Here is a 20,161-nt window from a genome sequence, read left to right on the forward strand (position 1 = left end):
GCAGGCCACGACCCAGAAGGCAGGCACCCGTGACCCTGTTCTCAGACCCCTCCGGCACCAGAGCCACCACGGCCCCGACCGCCGACGGCCCGGACGAGGGCCTGCGCCGCACCCTCGGCGTGGACCGGCGCCGCTTCCTCAGCACCTGCACCGCCGTCGCCGCCGGCGCGGTCGCGGCACCCGTCTTCGGCGCCGCGCCCGCCCTGGCCCACGACCGCGACGGGGACCACGACCGCGATCACGGCCACGGACGCGGACACGTCCTCGTCCCGGCGGACAAGCGCGGCATCATCCTCTACACCGTCCGTGACGCCACCGCCCGCGACCCCCTCGCCTCCGACCTGCCCTCCGGCTTCCGCGAGGTCTTCAAGCAGCTCGCCCGACACGGCTACCGCCAGGTGGAGTTCGCCGGCTACCGCCAGCACGCCAACGCGCCCGGCGGCGCCGACCTCGAGTCCGTCGAGGGCGCCAGGCTGCTGCGCCGCTGGCTCGACGAGTACGGGCTGCGCGCCCAGGGCAACCACGGCTTCATCCCGCCCTCCTGGCCGCTGACCACGGCGGACAAGGACACCTTCAAGAAGCACCTGGAGATCGCCAACATCATCGGCATGGACCACATGGGCACCGGTGGCGACCCCACCGGTAGCTCCTACCGCGCCGACTGGGACGTCGCCGCCGACAAGTGGAACGCGCTCGGTGAGATAGCCCGCCGCGAGGGCATCAAGCTCTACACCCACAACCACGACAGCGCCTACGGCTTCCTGCTCGACGGCGGCCCGCTGGACGACCAGGGCCGGCCGACCCGCAGCTCGGGCATCCGCAAGCTCGAGTACTTCCTGAAGGTCACCGACCCGAGGCTGGTCTGGCTGGAGATGGACATCTTCTGGGCGCACGTCGCCCAGTACAAGTTCCACACCTACACCGCCCACGACGGCTCGACCCGCAGGAGCGTCTTCGACCCGGCCGGTCTGGTCGCCCGCCACAACAAGCGCTACCCGCTCTTCCACGCCAAGGACGGCGTCGTCAGCACGACCAACGGCATGGGGTACGACATGGTGCCCTTCGGCACCGGCGTCATCGACTACACGACGTTCTTCTCACGGGTCGGACAGCGCAATTACCACAACCCGATGATCGAGGACGACAACTCACCGAGCGCCACCGACCCGGCGCAGTCCCTGCGCGAAGCCAAGATCAGCTACGACAACCTGGCCGCCCTGCGCAAGCGGCGCCGCTGACCCGACCCACGGAGAACACGGACCGGGCGGTCCCTCCCGCGTGCCGCGGGAGGGACCGCCCGGTCCGTGCGAGGAAGCGAGGAAGCGCCTTCGGTCACCCCTCACCCAGTGGGCGGGGATTGGGCGTGACGCGCTTGTTCCTCGGGCGGCCCGGTGGACGCAGGAACAGCGCCATGAAACCGGCGAAGATCGAGATGCAGCCGGCCAGGGTGAAGGCCCCGTTGTAGCCCCAGGCGCCGACGACCACGGAGCCCATGCCCGCGCCGAGGCCGGAGACCAGCTTGGAGCTGTAGACCATGCCGTAGTTCGTGGCGTTGTTGTTCTCGCCGAAGTAGTCCGCCGTCAGTGCCGCGAACATCGGGAAGATGGCACCGCCGCCGAAGCCGGAGACGGCGGAGAAGAGCAGGAACAGCGGCAGGTTCTCGATCTCGGCCGACCAGATGATGCCGAACTGGGCGAGGCCCAGGATCGCGCACACGTACAGCAGGCACTGCTTGCGGCCGTACAGGTCGGAGAGCCAGCCGATGACACCGCGCCCGGTGCCGTTGACGATCGCCTTCAGCGACATCGCGGTGGCCACGATCCCGGCCGCGAAGCCCGCCTCCTCACCGATGTCGACCTGGAAGGCGATGCCGAAGATGTTCACGCCGGAGGTGCAGGCGAGACAGAACCACATCAGCGCCACCCGGCCGGTCCGCCATGCCTCCATCGGGGAGTACTGCCGGACGGCCGGGGGGTTCTTCTCCAGGGAGCGCCGGGCGCGCGGGTCGGCCGGCGGGTTCAGCGGGTCGATGGCGGCCGGCCACCAGTTCTTCGGCGGGTCCCGGAAGTAGAAGCCGGCGATCGCCACCGTCGCGGCGAGGAAGACACCGGCCGAGACCAGGACCCAGCGGAAGTTGGAGGTGTCCATGTAGCCGTGGAAGATGAAGACGAACGGCACCGAGCCGTAGGCGAAACCGCCGTTGACGAAGCCGGTCTTGCCGCCCCTGCGCTCCGGGTACCACTTGCCGACCATGTTGACGCAGGTCGCGTACACCATGCCGGCACCCATACCGCTGAACACGCCGAAGCCGATGAAGGCGAGGGTGACGTGCGGAGCGAAGGCCAGCGACAGATAGCCGAGCAGCGTGCCGGCCGAACCCAGCATCATCGCCCAGCGGGCGGGCAGCTTGCCGTTCTCTCGCAGCCGGCCCGCCGGAAAGGCGACCGCCGCCTGGCAGAAGACCCAGGCGGTCATCATCCAGTAGATGCTGCCGCTGGACCAGTGGTGGGCCTCGTGGAGCGTGTCCTCGGCGGACGCGAACGCGTACTCGGCGGAGGAGATGCCCATCATCCCGACCCAGGGCAGGATCACCATCCACTTGCGTTTGCGCCCCATGATGTCGATGTCGGACTCGCCCACGCGATAGACGCGTCCGTTCCTGTCGGTCACCTCCCGGTAGGTGCCTGCCCGTGTGACATCGGTGGTTGTCATGTCGTTCGCACCCCTAGCGTTCGAAAGTTCTGGCCAGCGCCCCCTGTCCCATGCCTTTCGTGCGCGCGCGGGTCCCGGGCCGGCCGACGCGCACCCGTCGGCCGGCCCTTCGCTGCCTCACCTCATGTACCGCCCCCCAGCAATCCCGCGGCCCGCGCCCACCGGTACTTCGCGCCCAGCACGGCCACCGGCTTCTCGGTCGTGTACGGGTACGCCACCACCCCGCGCTCGAAGAGGTACTGGCACGCCGCCTCCACCTCCACGTCACCGGCGAGGGAGGCGACCACGGGCTTCTCGACGCCGCGCTCCCGGAACTCGGCCACCACGCGGGCGGTGAGTTCGGCGAACACCATGGGTGGCGTGACGATGGTGTGCCAGTAGCCGAGGACCAGCGCGTGGACGCGCGGATCCTCCAGACCGAGCCGGATCGTCGCCTCGTACGTCGACGGCGGCTCGCCCCCGGTGATGTCCACCGGGTTGCCGGCCGCACCGAACGGCGGGATGAACGCGCGGAACGCCGCGTCCAGGTCCGGCGGTATCTCCATCAGCGACAGCCCGTTGTCCGTGACCGCGTCGGAGAGCAGCACCCCGCTGCCGCCGGCCCCGGTGATGATCACCACGTTGTCGCCCTCGGGGACGGGCAGGACCGGCAGCGCGCGGGCGTACTCCAGCATCTCGTTGAGTCCCGGAGCCCGGATCACCCCGGCCTGACGCAGGACGTCGTCGTACACGGCGTCGTCCCCGGCCAGCGCCCCGGTGTGCGAGCCCGCCGCCCGCGCGCCCGCCGCCGTGCGCCCCGCCTTCAGCACCACGACCGGCTTGCGCGGCACGGTGGCCCGCGCGGCCTCCACGAACGCGCGCCCGTCCTTGAGGTCCTCCAGGTGCATCGCGATGCACTCGGTGTGCGGGTCCTCGCCGAACCAGGTGAGGAGGTCGTCCTCGTCCAGGTCCGACTTGTTGCCGAGGCCGACGATGGCCGACACGCCCGTCTTCGTGGTCCGCGCGAAGCCCAGGATCGCCATCCCGATGCCGCCCGACTGGGAGGTCAGCGCCACGCCGCCCTTCACGTCGTACGGCGTGCAGAACGTGGCGCACAGGTCCTGCCAGGTCGAGTAGTAGCCGTAGATGTTCGGCCCCAGCAGACGGACGCCGTGCCGCTCGGCGACGGCCACGATCTCCTCCTGGAGGGCGTGTTCGCCGGTCTCCGCGAACCCGGACGGGATCAGGACGGCGTTGGGAATCTTCTTGCGCCCCACCTCCTCGAGCGCCGCCGCCACGAACCGCGCGGGGATCGCGAAGACCGCCACATCCACCTCACCGGGAACGTCGGTGACGCTCTTGTACGCCTTGCGGCCCAAGATGTCATCGGCCTTCGGGTTCACCGGGTGGATCTCGCCCGCGAAGCCTCCGTCGACGAGGTTGCGCATCACCGAGTTGCCGATTTTGCCGGGCTCGGCCGACGCGCCGATCACGGCCACCGACGAGGGCTGCATCAGACGGCGCATCGAGGTGAGGATCTCCTCGCGCGTGTACCGGCGGCGCTCCCTGGGCGCCTCGGTCGCCAGGATCACCCGGATGTCGGCGGCGATCGCGCCCTCGGGCGTGGCGATCACCGGGTTGAGGTCCACCTCGGCGATCTCCGGGAAGTCCGCGACGAGTTCGGAGACCCGGCGGATCTGCTCCGCCACCGCCCACCGGTCCACGCCGGCCCGTCCGCGCACTCCGCGCAGCACCTCCGCCGCCCGGATCGAGTCCAGCATGGACAGCGCCTCGTCGGCGGTCACCGGCGCCAGCCGGAAGGTGACGTCCTTCAGGACCTCCACCAGTACTCCGCCCAGCCCGAACGCCACCACCTTGCCGAACGTCGGATCGGTCACCGCGCCGACGATGACCTCCTGCCCCTGCGGCAGCAGCTCCTGGATCTGCACGCCCTCGATGCGCGCGGTGGCGTCGTACGCCCGCGCGTTGTCGACGATCCGGCAGAACGCGGCCCGTACGTCGGCCGCGCCCTCCACCCCGACGACCACGCCACCGGCATCGGTCTTGTGCAGGATGTCCGGCGACACGATCTTCATCACCACCGGCCCGCCGAACCGCGCCGCGCACGCCACCGCCTCGTCGACGTCCCGCGCCAGCTCCTCGCCCGGTACGGCGATCCCGTAGGCGTCGGCGAGCACCTTCCCCTCGGGCGCGGTCAGCGCGGTGCGCCCCTCGGCCCGCACGGACTCCAGCAGCGCCCGCACCCGCGCCCCGCGGTCCTCGGCCATCACCTCAGATCACCCCGTTCGACTTGAGCAGGCGCAGCTCCTCGTCGCCGAGGCCCAGCTCGCCGACGTAGACCTCTTCGTTGTGCTCGCCGAGCAGCGGCGAACTGCTGATCTCCACCGGGGAGTCGGAGAGCTTGAGCGGGCTGCCGACGGTCGTGAACTCGCCGCGCTCCGGATGCGGGACCTTGACGATCATCTCGTTGGCGGCCAGCGAGCGGTCCTCGATGATCTCCTTGGTGGACAGGATCGGCCCGCACGGGATGTTGTGCGCGTTCAGCCGTTCCAGCACCTCCCACTTGGGGAGCGCGGACGACCACTCCTCGATCAGCTGGAACATCTTGTTCAGCTTCGGCAGCCGTGCCTGGGGCGTCGCCCACTCGGGGTCGTCGGCCAGCTCGGGCCGGCCGATCAGTTCGCTCAGCGGCCGCCAGCCGACCGGCTGGACGATGACGTACACGTAGTCGTTGGGGCCGCCCGGCGCGCACTTGACCGCCCAGCCGGGCTGCCCGCCGCCGGAGGCGTTCCCGGACCTGGGAACCTCCGCGCCGAAGTCCTCGTTGGGATATTCGGCGAGTGGGCCATGGGTCAGGCGCTGTTGGTCGCGCAGCTTCACCCGGCAGAGGTTGAGCACCGCGTGCTGCATGGCCACGTTCACCCGCTGACCGCGTCCGGTGCGCTCCCGCTGGTACAGCGCGGCGAGGATGCCCGCCACGACGTGCACGCCCGTGCCCGAGTCCCCGATCTGGGCCCCCGTCGCCAGCGGTGGCCCGTCCTCGAAACCGGTGGTGGACATCGATCCGCCCATGGCCTGCGCGACGACCTCGTACGCCTTGAAGTCGGTGTACGGGCCCTCGCCGAACCCTTTGACGGAGGCGTAGACGATCCGTGGATTGATCTCCTTGACGCGGTCCCAGGTGAATCCCATCCGGTCGACGGCGCCCGGCCCGAAGTTCTCGACCATGACGTCCGAGCGCCGGATCAGCTCGGTGAGGATCTCCTTGCCGCGCTCGGTCTTGGTGTTGAGGGTGATGCTCCGCTTGTTGCAGTTGAGCATCGTGAAGTAGAGGGAGTCGACGTCCGGCAGATCCCGCAGCTGCTTGCGGGTGATGTCACCGGTCGGCGCCTCCAGCTTGACCACGTCCGCGCCGAGCCAGGCGAGCAGCTGGGTCGCCGAGGGGCCCGACTGCACATGCGTCATGTCCAGGACGCGGATGCCCTCGAGCGCCTTCGCCGGCGTTCCCGTCGGGCCTGTCGTGGCTGTCGTGCCTGTCGTGCCTGTCGTGCCTGTCATCGGGATCACCTCACTTGTACATCGTCTGGTTCATGGTTCCGGGGGCGTACGCGTCGGGGTCGACCCAGACGTTGATCAACGACGGCTTGCCGGACTCGCGGGCCCGGCGCAGGGCGGGCCCGATGTCGGCGGGGTCGCGGACCTCCTCGCCGTGGCCGCCCAGCATGCGCGCGAACTCGTCGTACCGGACGTCGCCGAGGGTGTTGCCGACCCGCTCGCGGTCCTTGCCGTACTTCGCGGCCTGGCCGTAGCGGATCTGGTTCATGGAGGAGTTGTTGCCGACGACGCCGACGAAGGGGAGGTCGTAGCGGACGAGGGTCTCGAAGTCCCAGCCGGTGAGCGAGAAGGCGCCGTCGCCGAAGAGGGCGACGACCTCCTTGTCGGGCCGCGCCTGCTTGGCCGCCAGCACGAAGGGGACGCCCACGCCGAGCGTGCCCAGCGGCCCCGGGTCCATCCAGTGACCCGGCGACTTGGGCTGCACCACCTGTCCGGAGAAGGTGACGATGTCGCCGCCGTCGCCGATGTAGAGGGAGTCCTCGGTGAGGAAGTCGTTGATCTCGCTGACCAGCCGGTACGGGTGGATGGGGGAGGCGTCCGACCGCAGCTGCGGCAGCCGCTTGTCCAGCGCCGTCCGCTCGGCCGCGCGCAGCTCGTCCAGCCACTCCTTGCGCCTGGACGCGCCGCCGTTGATCCGTCCCGACGCCGCCTCGGTCACCGACCTGAGCACCAGGCCGGCGTCACCGACGATGCCGAGGTCGATGTCGCGGTTCTTGCCGACGGTGCGGTAGTCGAGGTCGATCTGCACCACGGTCGCGTCGGGGGAGAGCCGCTTGCCGTAGCCCATGCGGAAGTCGAAGGGCGTACCGACGATGACGATGACGTCGGCGTGGGAGAAGGCGTACCGGCGCGAGAGCTGGAAGTGGTGCGGGTCGCCGGGCGGCAGGGTGCCGCGTCCGGCGCCGTTCATGTACGCCGGGACGTTGAGCGTGCGGACGAGTTCGACGGCGGCCTCCGTCGCGCGCGTCGTCCACACCTGGCTGCCGAGCAGGATCGCCGGCTTCTCGGCGTGGACCAGCAGGTCGGCCAGCCGTTCCACGGCGTCGGGGTCGCCCGGGGAGCGGGTCGAGGCGCGGTAGGCCCCCGCCTTCGGCACGCGGGCCTTGTCCGTCGCCACCTTGGCGTCCAGCACGTCGCGCGGAATCTCCAGGAAGGAGGGGCCGGGCGCGCCGTGGTAGCACTCGCGGAACGCCATCGACACCATGTCCGCCGCCCGCGCGGTGTCCGGCACGGTCGCCGCGAACTTGGTGATCGGCGTCATCATGTCGACGTGCGGCAGGTCCTGGAGGGACCCCATCTTGTGCTGGGTGTGGGCGCCCTGACCGCCGATCAGCAGCATGGGCGACTCGGCGCGGAAGGCGTTGGCGACACCGGTGACGGCGTCGGTCGTGCCCGGTCCCGCGGTGACCACCGCGCAGCCGGGCTTGCCGGTGACGCGGGCGTAGCCGTCCGCGGCGTGCGCGGCGACCTGCTCGTGGCGTACGTCGACGACCTCGATCCCCTCGTCGACGCAGCCGTCGTAGATGTCGATGATGTGGCCGCCGCACAGGGTGTAGATGCGGTCGACCCCCTCGGCCTTGAGTGCCTTGGCGACGAGGTGACCGCCGGAGATGACGTCCTGGGTGTCGTCGGGCATGGCGAAGTCCTGTCCCTTCACGAGGGGTCGGGGCGCTGTCGCGGTAGATTGCATACAGTCGACGAATACTGTATGAAGCTTGTTATCCCGCATCCGGTGGGTGGTGTCCAGGGGGCGTGCGGCACTTTCAGTCAGGAGCCGGAATGGACCTGTACGAACACCAGGCAAGGGAACTCTTCGCGAAACACGGCATTCTGGTGCCGAGGGCCGAGGTCACCGCCTCGCCCGAGCGGGCCCGCGAGATCGCGCGCGCCCTCGGCGGACGCGCCGTCGTCAAGGCCCAGGTGAAGACCGGCGGGCGCGGCAAGGCGGGCGGGGTGCGGCTCGCCGCCGACCCGGCCGCGGCCGGGGAAGCCGCCCGGCGCATCCTCGGCACGGACATCAAGGGCCACCGCGTCGACACCGTCATGCTCGCCGAACCGGTCGACATCGAGCGCGAGTTCTACGTCTCCTACGTCCTCGACCGCGCGGCCGGCCGCTTCCTCGCCGTCGCCTGTGCCGAGGGCGGCACGGAGATCGAGGAGGTCGCCGCCGAACGGCCCGAGGCCGTGGCGCGCATCCCCGTCGACCCGGCCACGGGCGTGACCCGGCCACCGCGGTACGCATCGCGGACGCGGCCGGCCTGCCCCCGCAGACCGTCGACACCCTCGTACGCCTGTGGCGGGTACTGGTACGCGAGGACGCCCTCCTCGTCGAGGTCAATCCGCTGGTCCGGACGGCCGACGGACGGACGATGGCCCTCGACGGCAAGGTCACCCTCGACGACAACGTTCTGTTCCGCCGGACAGGCTGGGGAGACGAACGGGCGGCCTCGGCCGACCCGCTGGAGGCACGGGCCGCGGCCAAGGGCCTCCACTACGTCAGGCTCGACGGCGAGGTCGGCGTCGTCGGCAACGGCGCCGGACTGGTCATGTCGACGCTCGACGTGGTCGCCGGCTGCGGCGCCCGCCCCGCGAACTTCCTGGACATCGGCGGCGGCGCCTCCGCGCGCGTGATGGCCGACGGGCTGTCGATCGTCCTCTCCGACCCCGCCGTGAGATCCGTCCTCGTCAACGTCTTCGGCGGCATCACCGCCTGCGACGCGGTCGCCGACGGCATCGTCCGGGCCCTGGAGGAGATCCGGCCGACCAAGCCGATCGTCGTGCGCCTCGACGGCAACAACGCCGCGCGCGGCAGGGCCGTCCTCGACGCACACGCGCATCCGCTGGTCGAACAGGCCACCACCATGGACGGCGCCGCCCGCCGTGCCGCCCGACTCGCCACCGCGGCGTGAGGAGACAGACCGACATGGCGATATACCTCACCGAGGAGAGCAGGGTCCTCGTCCAGGGCATGACCGGAGCCGAGGGCATGAAGCACACCCGCCGGATGCTGGCCGCGGGCACCGACGTGGTCGGCGGCGTCAACCCCCGCAAGGCCGGCCGCACCGTGACCCTCGACGAACGCGCCGTACCCGTCTTCGGATCGGTGCGGGAGGGAATCGAGCGCACCGGCGCGGACGTCACCGTCGTCTTCGTCCCGCCCGCCTTCGCGAAGGCCGCGGTCCTCGAAGCCGCCGACGCGGGCATCGGCCTCGCCGTCGTCATCACCGAGGGCATCCCCGTCCACGACACCGTCGCCTTCACCGCGTACGCCCGGAGCAGGGGCACCCGGATCATCGGCCCCAACTGCCCGGGCCTGATCAGCCCCGGCCGGTCCAACGCCGGCATCATCCCGCCCGACATCACCCGACCGGGCCCCGTCGGCCTGGTCTCCAAGTCGGGCACGCTCACCTACCAACTCATGCACGAACTGCGCGACACCGGCTTCTCCACCTGCGTCGGCATCGGCGGCGACCCGGTCGCCGGCACCACCCACATCGACTGCCTGGCCGCCTTCCAGGACGACCCCGACACCGAACTGATCGTCCTCATCGGCGAGATCGGCGGCGACGCGGAGGAACGCGCGGCGGCCTACATCCGCGACCACGTCACCAAACCGGTCGTCGCCTACGTCGCCGGATTCACCGCGCCCGAGGGCCGCACCATGGGCCACGCCGGTGCCATCGTCTCCGGTTCCTCCGGCACGGCCCGCGCCAAGAAGCAGGCGCTCGAGGCCGCCGGCGTCCGGGTCGGCGCCACCCCGACCCGGGCGGCACGGCACGTCCTGGCCGTACTCGGCGGCACGGCACGCGACGGAGCCCTCGCATGACCGCACGACGTACGGGCCCGACGACCGGCGCCGAGCACGCCGCGCCCCTCACCCTCAAGTCCGGCACCTCCTGGACCGACGCCTGGCGGCGCTGCCTCACCGTCGCGCCGGAGGCGTTCCGGGACGACCGGGTCCTCAACCTCTGGGACGCCCGCTGGCAGGCGGACGGCCGGGTCCTGCCCGCCACCAGCCCCGTGGACGGCACCCCCGTCGCCGGTCCGCCCCGGCTGGACGGGACCACCGCCCACCGGGCGGTGCGCGCCGCGCTCGACCAGCACCGCGCCTGGCGCCACGTCCCGCTGCCCGAACGCCGCGCCCGTGTCGCCGCCACGCTCGACGCCCTCGCCCAGCACCGCGAACTGCTCGCGCTGCTCCTCGTGCACGAGATCGGCAAGCCCTGGCGGGCGGCCCGGGCCGACGTCGACCGGGCGGTGGACGGCGTGCGCTGGTACGTGGACGGCATCGACCGGATGACCGAGGGCCGCGCACCGCTGGACGGACCGGTGTCCAACATCGCCAGCTGGAACTACCCGATGAGCGTGCTCGTCCACGCACTGCTGGTACAGGCCCTGGCCGGCAACGCGGTCGTCGCCAAGACCCCGACCGACGGCGGCGTCACCTGTCTGACCCTGGCCTGCGCACTCGCCGCCCGCGAAGGGGTCCCCGTCACCCTCGTCAGCGGCAGCGGGGGCGAGCTGTCCCAGGCGCTGGTCCGGGCACCCGAGATCGGGTGCGTCTCCTTCGTCGGCGGCCGGGACACCGGCGCCGCCGTCGCCACGGCCCTCGCCGACCTCGGCAAGCGGCACATCCTCGAACAGGAGGGACTCAACACCTGGGGCGTCTGGGACTTCACCGACTGGGACGCGCTCACGGCGGTGATCCCCAAGCTCTTCGACTACGGCAAGCAGCGCTGCACCGCCTACCCGCGCTTCGTCGTCCAGCGCCGCCTGTTCGACGCGTTCCTCGCCGCCTACCTCCCGGCGGTCCGCACCCTGCGCGTCGGCCACCCGCTCGCCGTCGCGGCACCGGACGACCCCTACCCCGACCTCGACTTCGGGCCCCTGATCAACGCGGCCAAGGCCAAGGAGCTGAGCGACCAGGTCGCCGAGGCCGTCGACCGGGGCGCCGTGCCCCTGCACCGCGGCAGCGCGGCCGACGCACGGTTCCTGCCCGGCCAGGACACCTCCGCCTACGTCCAGCCGGTCACGCTCCTCAACCCGCCCCGGTCCTCGCCGCTGCACCACGCCGAGCCCTTCGGCCCCGTCGACACCGTCGTCCTGGTCGACACGGAGGCCGAACTGCTCGCCGCGATGAACGCCTCCAACGGCGCGCTGGTCGCCACGCTCTCCACGGACGACCGGGCGACGTACGAGAGGCTGGCGCCGCAGATCCGCGCGTTCAAGGTCGGCCACGGAGTGCCGCGCTCCCGGGGCGACCGCGACGAGCTGTTCGGCGGACACGGCGCGTCCTGGCGCGGCGCCTTCGTCGGCGGTGAACTGCTGGTGCGCGCCGTCACCCAGGGCCCGCCGGGAGAGCGGCTGCCCGGCAACTTCCCGGGACACCACCTCATGCCGTGACGGCCACCACCCGGGGGGCGTCCGGCCCGGACGCCCCCCGGGTCAACCGATGCCCTGCCGGTCCGGAAACAGCGCGAAGGCCCGGTCCGCCGGAGCCGGGGTGACCCGCTCGACGGCCTGCCGCAACAGCTCACGGTGCCGCCGCAGCGGCGCGCGCCGCTGCGGCGGGGCGAGCCGCAGCAGGTCGTCGAGACCGGCCAGCATCCGTCGCGTGACCTGCGCGTTCCCCGCCCCGCAGGCTCGGATCTCGGTGAACCCGAGGTCCACCAGGTCCTCCCAGCCCGGCACCGGCCGCACCAGCCGCAGAGTGCCGCGCCGGTCCCGGTGCACGGCCCGGTCCAGCGGCCGGCGGGAGAGCGCGGCGAGGATCTGCACGATCCGGTCCAGCGCCTGGACGGCCGTGGTGGGATCGTTGACCGCGCTCGACAGGGCCCGCAGCGCGATGTCGGACAGCTGACGCAGCCCGAACCCGAGATCCTGGTGGAAGGTGCGCTCCACCCCCACGCTCAGGGCGTACCGCAGCACCCGGCGCGGCGGCGCCTGCCCGCCGTGCACCGCCAGCACCGGGGTGCCGGGCACCAGGAAGTCCCCGATGCGCGGGACGAGCCGCAGCACCGCCCCCTGCTTGCGCGCCACCCGCACCAGGCGCGCGACGTGCACGTCCCGCAGTACGCCCGCCGGCCCCTCGTGGACGACCCACGCGGTCACCGGCCCGACCTCCGGTGCGCGCCCGTCGTCCGCCGGCGCGGGCGTCAGCGCCGCCACCCGGAAGGACTCCGCGGCGATCCGGGCGATCACATGACTGACCCGCATCAGCCGCAGCGTCGCGTTGACGTACATCACGAACAGCAGCAGGCTCAAGGCGACCATGAGGAGCGTGAGCACCGACTGCACCAGCGGGACCGACGTCGTCACCCGGGGGTCCGGGGAGCTGTCGTAACTGGTCAGGACGAGCAGCGTCAGCACGAAGGTGGCGAGGAACACCGCGAAGGTCGCCTTCGTGATCCGGCTGCGCACGAAGAGCCGCACCACCCGCGGCGTGAACTGCCCGCTCGCCATCTGCACCGCCACCAGCGAGATGCTGAACACCACACCGATGAACGTCATCATCGCCGAGCCGACCGCGGACACCACCGTCCGCGCGTCCTCCGCGAACCGCAGCAGCTCCGCCACCGCCCCGTAGTCCCCGTCGTCCTGCAACGACCGGACGAGCGCGGCATCCACCTCCTGAGCCGCCCACCACACCGCGAACACACCCGCCATCGCCGCGGTGGGCGCGAACCAGAACGTGTCCCGCAGATGCTCCCTGAGCGGCGACAACACCCGCGGCCGACGACGCGGAAGCGGGCCCTGGGTAACCAGCCAGTCACTCATGGTACGACCCTAGGCGCAAGGGCGCCGTCGACCCCGGAGCGGCGCTCTGGGGAAGGAAACGCAGGTGAAAGGCACTGCGAAACCTTGGTATGGTTGTCCATGTCGCCGCGAGGGAACACCACGCGAACGGCAGACACCTAGTCCGGGTGGCGGAATGGCAGACGCGCTAGCTTGAGGTGCTAGTGCCCTTTATCGGGCGTGGGGGTTCAAGTCCCCCCTCGGACACAGAGCAGGTCGAGCGAGAGGCCGGCCGGGAGAGATCCCGGTCGGCCTCTCGCGTTGTGCGCGCTTCGACCGGCGCCCTGGCGGCGGCGGGGGGCGGGGCGCGGACGGGAGCGTGAGCGCGGCGTGGGCGGGAGCCCGGCGTGGGCGGGAGGGCGGCGCGGGCGGCGCGGGTGGGAGCGCGGAAAATGCGCTGCGGTGCCCCGCCTCGCTTCCCTACACTCACCACGACATCGAGATCGAGTGAGGGGAGCCGGGCCGTGCGCATCCGCACCGCTGCCGTCGTTCCCCCGTCCCGGTACGAGGTGATCCTCGTGTCTCGGGCCGACCGGTGTCCGCAGCGCGGCCGGCACCGGAAGCCCGCGACGAGCATCTGACGAGCGACCGCTCCCGCCCCGTGCGGCGAGCCCTCACCCCGCTCCGTCCTCCTCCTCCCGGGAATCGCGCCGCCCTGCTCACACCAGCGAAAGGCCACGGGCCGTGCGCACCAGCACCAACCCCCTCACCACCGTCCGCAACCTGGGCATCCTCGCCCACGTCGACGCCGGCAAGACCACCGTCACCGAGCGGATCCTCTACACCACCGGCACCACCTACAAGCGCGGCGAGGTCCACGACGGCACGACCGTCACGGACTTCGACCCGCAGGAGCGCGACCGCGGCATCACCATCTTCGCCGCGGCCGTCAGCTGCTCCTGGGACGGTCACCGGATCAACCTGATCGACACCCCGGGGCACGTCGACTTCGCCGACGAGGTCGAACGCTCCCTGCGCGTGCTGGACGGCGCGGTCGCCGTGTTCGACGCCGTCGCGGGCGTCGAACCGCAGAGCGAGTCCGTGTGGCGGCAGGCCGACCGGCACGGGGTGCCGAGGATCGCCTTCGTCAACAAGATGGACCGCGCGGGCGCCGACCTCGACACCGCCGTCGCCTCGATCCGCGAACGGCTGCACCCGGTGCCCCTGGTGACCCAGTTGCCCATCGGCACCGAGGACGGCTTCACCGGCGTCGTCGACCTGCTGCGCATGCGCGCCCTGGTGTGGGCGGACGGCGCGGACACACCCGAGGAGGGGCCCGTCCCCGACGCGCTGAGCGAAGAGGCGGCCCGCAGACGGCGACTGCTGGAGGAGGCGGTGGCGGAACGGCACCCGGCCGCGCTGGAGGAGTTCTGCGACCGGGAGACGCTCACCGCCGCCACCCTCGCCGGCGCGCTGCGCGACCTGACCCGCACCGGCGACGGCGTGGTGGTGCTGTGCGGCTCCGCCTACCGCAACCGCGGGGTCGAACCGCTGCTGGACGCCGTGGTCGCCTACCTGCCGTCCCCGCTGGACGTCCCGCCGGTACGCGGCACGCACGACGGCGCGGACGAGGAACGGCCCGCCGACCCGGCGGCCCCCATGGCGGCACTGGCGTTCAAGGTGAACGCCACCCCGACGGGACGGTTGACGTACCTGCGGGTGTACTCGGGCACGATCGAGAAGGGAGACACCGTGCGGGACGCCGGCACCGGTCGCACCGAGCGCGTCGGCCGCCTCCTGCGGGTACGGGCCGACCGTCACGACCCGCTGGAACGGGCGGTCGCCGGGGACATCGTCGCGGTGATCGGCCTGAAGGGCGCCCGCGCCGGTTCGACCCTGTGCGCGCCGGACGCCCCGCTGGTCCTGGAACCCCCGGGCGTCGCCGAACCGGTGGTGCACGTGGCGGTGGAGGCCCGCCGCGCCACCGACACCGACCGGCTGGCCTCGGCGCTGGCACGGCTGACCGAGGAGGACCCCTCGCTGGCCGTGCGGACCGACCCGGAGACCGGGCAGACCGTTCTGTCGGGCATGGGCGAACTGCACCTGGAGGTCGCGGTGGAGCGGGTGCGCCGCGAACACGGCCTCGAGGTGACCGTCGGCCGGCCGGGTGTGGCGTACCGCGAGACGGTCCGCGCGGGCGTGACCGGGTTCGTGCACCGGCACGTCAAGCAGGACGGCGGGGCCGGTCAGTTCGCGCACATCGTCCTCGACGTCGAACCCCGGGAGGAGGGTGGATTCGAGTTCCGTTCCACGGTGGTCGGCGGGCGCGTGCCCCAGGAGTTCGTGCGGGCCGTCGAGGCGGGCTGCCGAGACGCGCTGGCCGAGGGCCCCCTCGGAGGGCACCCGGTGACCGGCCTCAGGGTCACGCTCACCGACGGCCAGACCCATGTGAAGGACTCCTCGGACACCGCCTTCCGCACCGCCGGCCGGTTCGGTCTCCGCGACGCCCTGCGCGCCTCGCGGATGGTCCTGCTGGAACCGGTCGTCGAGGTCACGGTCACCGTGCCCGAGGACGCGGTCGGCGGCGTGCTGGGCGACCTCGCCGCGCGCCGGGGCCGGGTCACCGGCTCCGAGACGCGGGGCGGCGCTGCGGTCGTCACGGCCACCGTGCCGCTGGCCGAGCTGTTCGGCTACGCGACCCGGCTGCGCAGCCGCACCCAGGGCCGCGGCACCTTCACGGCCCGCCCGACCGGTTACGCCCCGGCCCCCGCCGAGGCACCGGCGCGGTAGCGCACGGGGTCGCCTCCACCCGTCCCGGGCGGAGGCGACCGGCCCGACCGAGGGGTACCCAGGCCGGGTCGGCCGCTCGGCCGACCCGGCACCCGCCCGCGAGGCGGACGCCGACCGGTCGGGCCGGTCGGGCCGGTCGGGCCGGTCCCGGATCGGGCCGGCCCGCCGTCCGTTGGTCACCCGCCCGTCAGAAGCGCCTCCAACGCCACCGAAGCGTCGGGGTGACGGCGCGTCAGCACGGAGCCCGCCGAGGGCGCACCGTCCGCCCCCGCCGCCCACTCCCCGTCGCAGCCGAGCAGCGTCGCCACCGCGTCGCAGGTCGCCGGGTGAGCGGTCAGGAGCCCGACTCCCGGTGGTGCCGCGACGGACGGGTCCCCGGGGCTCGCCCACCCCTCGGCGCAGCCCAGCAGGTCGGCCACCGCGTCGCAGGTCGCCGGGTGCGCCGGAAGCAACGCCGCGCCCCGGCGGCCGGCGTCGGCCCGCACGCCCCCGGACGGGTCCGCGGACGCCCGCCACGGCGGCACCCACGCGTCCAGCGCCTCGAGCCGGCCGGGGAAGATCCGCCCGGCCTCGCGGATCAGCAGCGGAGCGAGATCCGCGGCGCCGGACCGCAGCGTCGTGATCAGCAGCGGCAGCCACGGCAGCAGCACCGAGTCCGGCAGCCGCCCGAACGCGTTCGACACCGCCTCCACGACCACGTCCGCCAGCCCCGGCACGGGCTCCAGCGCGTGGACGAAGCCGCTGAGGTAGCGCGGGTAGGAAGGCACCACCAGGGGGTTGTCCAGCAGCTTGTCGCACCGGGCCCGCAGCTCGGCCCGTGACAACGTCCCCAGCTGCACCTGCGCCGCCCACAACAGGGCCGTCTTGGACGGGTCCTCGGGATGCGACTGGGCGACCGCCAGCTCCAGCTGCGCCCGGTCGCAGCCCAGCGACAGGGCAAGGCTCTCCATGCTGAACAGGAAGCCCAGCATCGCCGCGACCTGCCCGACCGTCGCGTCCTCGTCCCGGAACGCCGTCGGCAGCAGCGTGCAGTAGTGCGCGTACCCGGTCTTGACGAACGACTCGATCCACGCCGGCAGCACCGGCTCGCTGGTCCGGTAGTACGCCAGCAGGGCCCGCACCCGCCGCAGCACCTCCGGCGCCCCGTCGACGCTGCGTTCGCCGGCGAGCACCTTCAGCGCATGGGTGCCGAGTTCGTCGGCGAGACGGCGGCTGCCCAGGTACAGGGTCGCGTCCTCGACGGCGGCCAGCACGCTCGCCGTCGTCGCCCGCGGCCCGTAGGCGTCGCGCCGCAGCCGCTGCTCCAGCACCTGCTCGATGCTGACACCCTCGTAGCCCAGCTCGATGAGGGCCCGCTGATGGGTGCCGAGCGCCACGTCCCAGGACTCCTGGATCGACCGCTCGCCGAGCCGCCGCTCGCCCATGATCGGCCGGGCCGCGCCGTGCGGCATCAGGCGCCGCAGCATCCACAGCACGTCGGAACACGCCTGAAGCTCCGGCCGGGACGCCATGTCGAGCAGCGCCCGCTGCACCCCGCGCTGCTGGAGCTTCAGCCCCAGCGGCGCCAGCCGGTCGTGCACGTCGCGGGCGAGCGGCGGCAGCGCCTCGTAGCCGACCTGGCCGATCCGGTCGCCGCCCATCATGATCTCGACCAGCCGCCGCACGTCCCGCCGCCCGGGGACGACGTCCTTCTCGATGCAGGTGACCGCCGCGTCCTGGAAGTCGTACGGCGTCGGCTTGGCCCGGTCGCGCATGCCGGCGAGCAGGATCGACGTCTCGAAGACGGCGATGGCGTCGGCGGTGGAGGCGAGGTACCCGTTGCGCCGGGCGGCGCGCACGATGTCCACGGACCAGCCCAGCAGCTCCGCCTCGTCCAACGCGTCGATCACGGGCGGCCGCCGCAGGAACCCGGACAGCCGGTCCCCCGCGGCGGAATCCGCCGCAGGACCGGAGGAGACCTGGGCCCGCTGGGTCGGCGCGGCCTTTGGCGCGGCCTTCTTCGCGGGGCGCTGCTTGCCACCCGTCTGACCCGCCAGCCGGAACGGTCGCACACGCGTGCGCTTCAGGCTCTTCGCCCACTCCGTCGCCGCGATCGACACCGAGCCCGCGGCGAGGCCGAACTGCGCCTCGATCGCCGCGTTGCTGGACGGGATCAGCCCGTACTGCCAGGTGGTGCCGGAACGCGGCGAGATGGTGAACGTGTCGCTGCCGTCCACCCCGAACTCGGCCACCCGGCTGGCCGCGTGGAAGGCCCCGCACACGTACAGGGCGTCCGCGGGCTCCGTCCCGGTGGCAGCCATGTGCTCGCGCATCCGGGTCCACATGTACCGCTCGCGGTCCTCGTCCACCCGGACCCGGGCACCGTCACCCGGGGCGAGCCGCCGGAAGAGGCTGCCGATGAGGAACATGACCTGACGGTAGGTGTCGTGGTCGGCCGCGCTGTCGCCGAGCGGCACCTCGACGTACTGGTGCCACCACTCCGACCAGTGCCGCACCTTGCCGTGGCGCAGCAGGTGCTCCTCCAGCTGGGAGAAGCGCGGACGCAGGTCGCCGATCTCGACGCCGACGGCCTCGCCGTGCAGCCCGGCCTCGGGCTCCTCGGGAGCGGCCTCGCCGTCCTCGGCGGCCTTCTCTCCCCGGTCGTCCCACTGGAAGACGTGGTCCGCCGACCGGTCGACGAGGACCAGCTCCACCCCCGGGGTGTCGAGGGCGTACGCGATCGCCTGGTACTCGGCGGACGCCTCGGTGATCGGCGCGACGACCGACAACGGAGCCCACTCCTGCGGGAAACCGTCCACGTCGCCGGCGAACGCCTGCACGGCCACCGGCAGCCGGCAGTTGCGCAGCTCGGTCAGGAGCGGGGCCATGTCCTCGCACAGCTCCAGGTACACGACCTTGGGCTGCTTCTCGCGCAGCCGGCGGGCCATGGCCGTCGCCGAGGCGGGGGAGTGGTGACAGACCGGGAAGATCTCCAGCGGCTCCCGCACCGCCCGGTCGACGTCGTCGACCAGCCCGAGCAGGATGCCCTCCAGCGCGTCGGGCCCGCCCGCGAAGGCGGCGGCGGCCTCCTGCAACTGCCCGCGCAGCGCGGCGAACGAGGTGCTCTCCTGCGACCTGCTCTCCTGGGACCTGTTCACCCGGACCCCGCTCTCCTGGGGGCCACTCATGACAGCGTGGCGATCGCGTCGCGGCCGCCCTCCAGGAACTCGGGCCAGGAGCCGCCCTCCTCCTTGCTGCGCGGCTCCACGACGCCGTGCAGGTACTTGTTGAGGATGGCCAGGTCCTCGGGCTCCCGGCGGGTGAGGGAACCGACGAGGGAGGAGGCGAGCGTACGGGCGGTCAGGGCGCGCTCGCCGAAGAAGTTGCTGTGCAGGACGGCGTCCTCCAGCACGCCGATCTGCTCGGCCGTGGACAGCGCCGACTCCAGCTTCTCGTCGTCGCTGCCCGCGGCGGCCGCGGAGGCGCGCAGGTCGGCGAAGCTCTGCAGCAGCACGTCCAGGAGCGTCGGCGGCACGTCCAGGTCGATCGAGTGCCGGCGCAGCAGCTCCTCGGTGCGGAAGCGGACGATCTCCGCCTCGCTCTTCTTGTTGGTCACGACCGGGATGCGTACGAAGTTGAAACGGCGCTTGAGCGCGGAGGAGAGGTCGTTGACGCCCCGGTCGCGGCTGTTGGCCGTGGCGATGATCGAGAAGCCGGGCTTGGCGAAGACGATGTTGTCGTCACCGCCGCCGCTCTCCAGCTCGGGCACGGAGATGTACTTCTCGGAGAGGATGGAGATCAGCGCGTCCTGGACGTCACTGGTCGACCGGGTCAGCTCCTCGAAGCGTCCGATGGACCCCGCCTCCATCGCCGTCATGATCGGCGAGGGGATCATCGACTCCCGCGACTGCCCCTTGGCGATGACCATCGAGACGTTCCACGAGTACTTGATGTGGTCCTCGGTGGTGCCGGCCGTGCCCTGCACCACCAGCGTCGAGTTGCGGCAGATCGCGGCGGACAGCAGCTCGGCCAGCCAGCTCTTGCCGGTGCCGGGGTCACCGATGAGCAGCAGACCCCGGTCGGAGGCGAGGGTGACGATCGACCGCTCCACGAAACTGCGGTCGCCGAACCACTTCTGCGAGACCTCCCGGTCCAGGCCGTCGGACCGCTCGGACCCGAGGATGAACAGCCGGACCATCTTCGGCGACAGACGCCAGGAGAACGGCTTCGGGTTGTCGTCGATCGACTCCAACCAGTCCAGCTCCTCGGCGTACTTGATCTCGGCGGGCGCGCGCAGCAGGTCGGACATGAGGGAAAGCCTTTCCGTACG

At 72.2% G+C, this 20,161-nt stretch carries 11 protein-coding genes, 1 tRNA gene and 1 pseudogene; 6 read left to right on the forward strand and 7 right to left on the reverse strand.

Annotated features, from left to right (window positions below; all coding sequences use genetic code 11):
* Positions 1 to 29 precede the first annotated feature (29 nt).
* Positions 30 to 1,238, forward strand: a complete 1,209-nt coding sequence (locus ACFZP7_RS28680) for a sugar phosphate isomerase/epimerase (protein ID WP_046251880.1) — start codon at positions 30 to 32, stop codon at positions 1,236 to 1,238.
* A 94-nt stretch (positions 1,239 to 1,332) separates the two neighbouring features.
* Here ACFZP7_RS28680 and ACFZP7_RS28685 read toward each other — a convergent pair whose 3' ends face one another.
* The 4 genes from ACFZP7_RS28685 to ACFZP7_RS28700 form a co-directional block, all read right to left on the reverse strand.
* Positions 1,333 to 2,712 (reverse strand): OFA family MFS transporter, encoded by a 1,380-nt coding sequence (locus ACFZP7_RS28685; protein ID WP_031021992.1) that lies wholly within the window; start codon positions 2,710 to 2,712, stop codon positions 1,333 to 1,335.
* Positions 2,713 to 2,834: 122 nt separating this feature from the next.
* Entirely contained in the window at positions 2,835 to 4,979 is a 2,145-nt protein-coding gene (locus ACFZP7_RS28690; protein ID WP_385636658.1) for an acetate--CoA ligase family protein, read from the reverse strand.
* A gap of 4 nt (positions 4,980 to 4,983) precedes the next feature.
* Positions 4,984 to 6,270, reverse strand: a complete 1,287-nt coding sequence (frc, locus tag ACFZP7_RS28695; protein ID WP_385636661.1) for a formyl-CoA transferase — start codon at positions 6,268 to 6,270, stop codon at positions 4,984 to 4,986.
* Positions 6,271 to 6,280: 10 nt separating this feature from the next.
* On the reverse strand, positions 6,281 to 7,963 hold the full coding sequence (locus tag ACFZP7_RS28700) for a thiamine pyrophosphate-binding protein (protein ID WP_164287199.1): 1,683 nt from the start codon (positions 7,961 to 7,963) through the stop codon (positions 6,281 to 6,283).
* 143 nt (positions 7,964 to 8,106) lie between these two features.
* Between ACFZP7_RS28700 and sucC the strand changes: the two are divergent.
* The 3 genes and pseudogenes from sucC to ACFZP7_RS28715 all read left to right on the forward strand — a co-directional run bounded on the left by sucC (position 8,107) and on the right by ACFZP7_RS28715 (position 11,730).
* Positions 8,107 to 9,236: pseudogene (gene sucC / locus ACFZP7_RS28705) on the forward strand (ADP-forming succinate--CoA ligase subunit beta).
* Positions 9,237 to 9,250: 14 nt separating this feature from the next.
* Positions 9,251 to 10,153 (forward strand): succinate--CoA ligase subunit alpha, encoded by a 903-nt coding sequence (gene sucD / locus ACFZP7_RS28710; RefSeq protein ID WP_355271275.1) that lies wholly within the window; start codon positions 9,251 to 9,253, stop codon positions 10,151 to 10,153.
* On the forward strand, positions 10,150 to 11,730 hold the full coding sequence (locus ACFZP7_RS28715; protein WP_385636665.1) for an aldehyde dehydrogenase family protein: 1,581 nt from the start codon (positions 10,150 to 10,152) through the stop codon (positions 11,728 to 11,730). Before sucD ends, ACFZP7_RS28715 begins: the two co-directional genes overlap by 4 nt.
* Before the next feature lie 42 nt (positions 11,731 to 11,772).
* On the opposite strand, the gene ACFZP7_RS28720 is transcribed toward ACFZP7_RS28715, so the two are convergent.
* On the reverse strand, positions 11,773 to 13,104 hold the full coding sequence (locus ACFZP7_RS28720; protein WP_385636668.1) for a DUF2254 domain-containing protein: 1,332 nt from the start codon (positions 13,102 to 13,104) through the stop codon (positions 11,773 to 11,775).
* Between the two features lie 140 nt (positions 13,105 to 13,244).
* On the opposite strand from ACFZP7_RS28720, the gene ACFZP7_RS28725 reads away from it, so the two are divergent.
* Positions 13,245 to 13,329, forward strand: a tRNA-Leu gene (locus tag ACFZP7_RS28725).
* A gap of 477 nt (positions 13,330 to 13,806) precedes the next feature.
* The gene (gene fusA, locus ACFZP7_RS28730; RefSeq protein ID WP_385636671.1) at positions 13,807 to 15,852 is read left to right on the forward strand and encodes an elongation factor G; all 2,046 of its coding nucleotides are present in this window, start codon (positions 13,807 to 13,809) and stop codon (positions 15,850 to 15,852) included.
* A 176-nt stretch (positions 15,853 to 16,028) separates the two neighbouring features.
* Here the strand turns inward: fusA and ACFZP7_RS28735 are convergent, their stop codons facing one another.
* Together ACFZP7_RS28735 and ACFZP7_RS28740 are read right to left on the reverse strand one after the other, a co-directional pair.
* Positions 16,029 to 19,019 carry a hypothetical protein gene (locus tag ACFZP7_RS28735; protein WP_385636674.1) on the reverse strand — a complete coding sequence of 997 codons (2,991 nt, stop codon included), beginning with the start codon at positions 19,017 to 19,019 and terminating at the stop codon, positions 16,029 to 16,031.
* Positions 19,016 to 20,140, reverse strand: a complete 1,125-nt coding sequence (locus ACFZP7_RS28740) for an AAA family ATPase (protein ID WP_019330725.1) — start codon at positions 20,138 to 20,140, stop codon at positions 19,016 to 19,018. The genes ACFZP7_RS28735 and ACFZP7_RS28740 overlap by 4 nt, the downstream gene beginning before the upstream one ends.
* Positions 20,141 to 20,161: the final 21 nt, after the last annotated feature.

This window comes from Streptomyces sp. SudanB5_2050 (assembly GCF_964272335.1).
GTDB lineage: Bacteria > Actinomycetota > Actinomycetes > Streptomycetales > Streptomycetaceae > Streptomyces > Streptomyces rochei.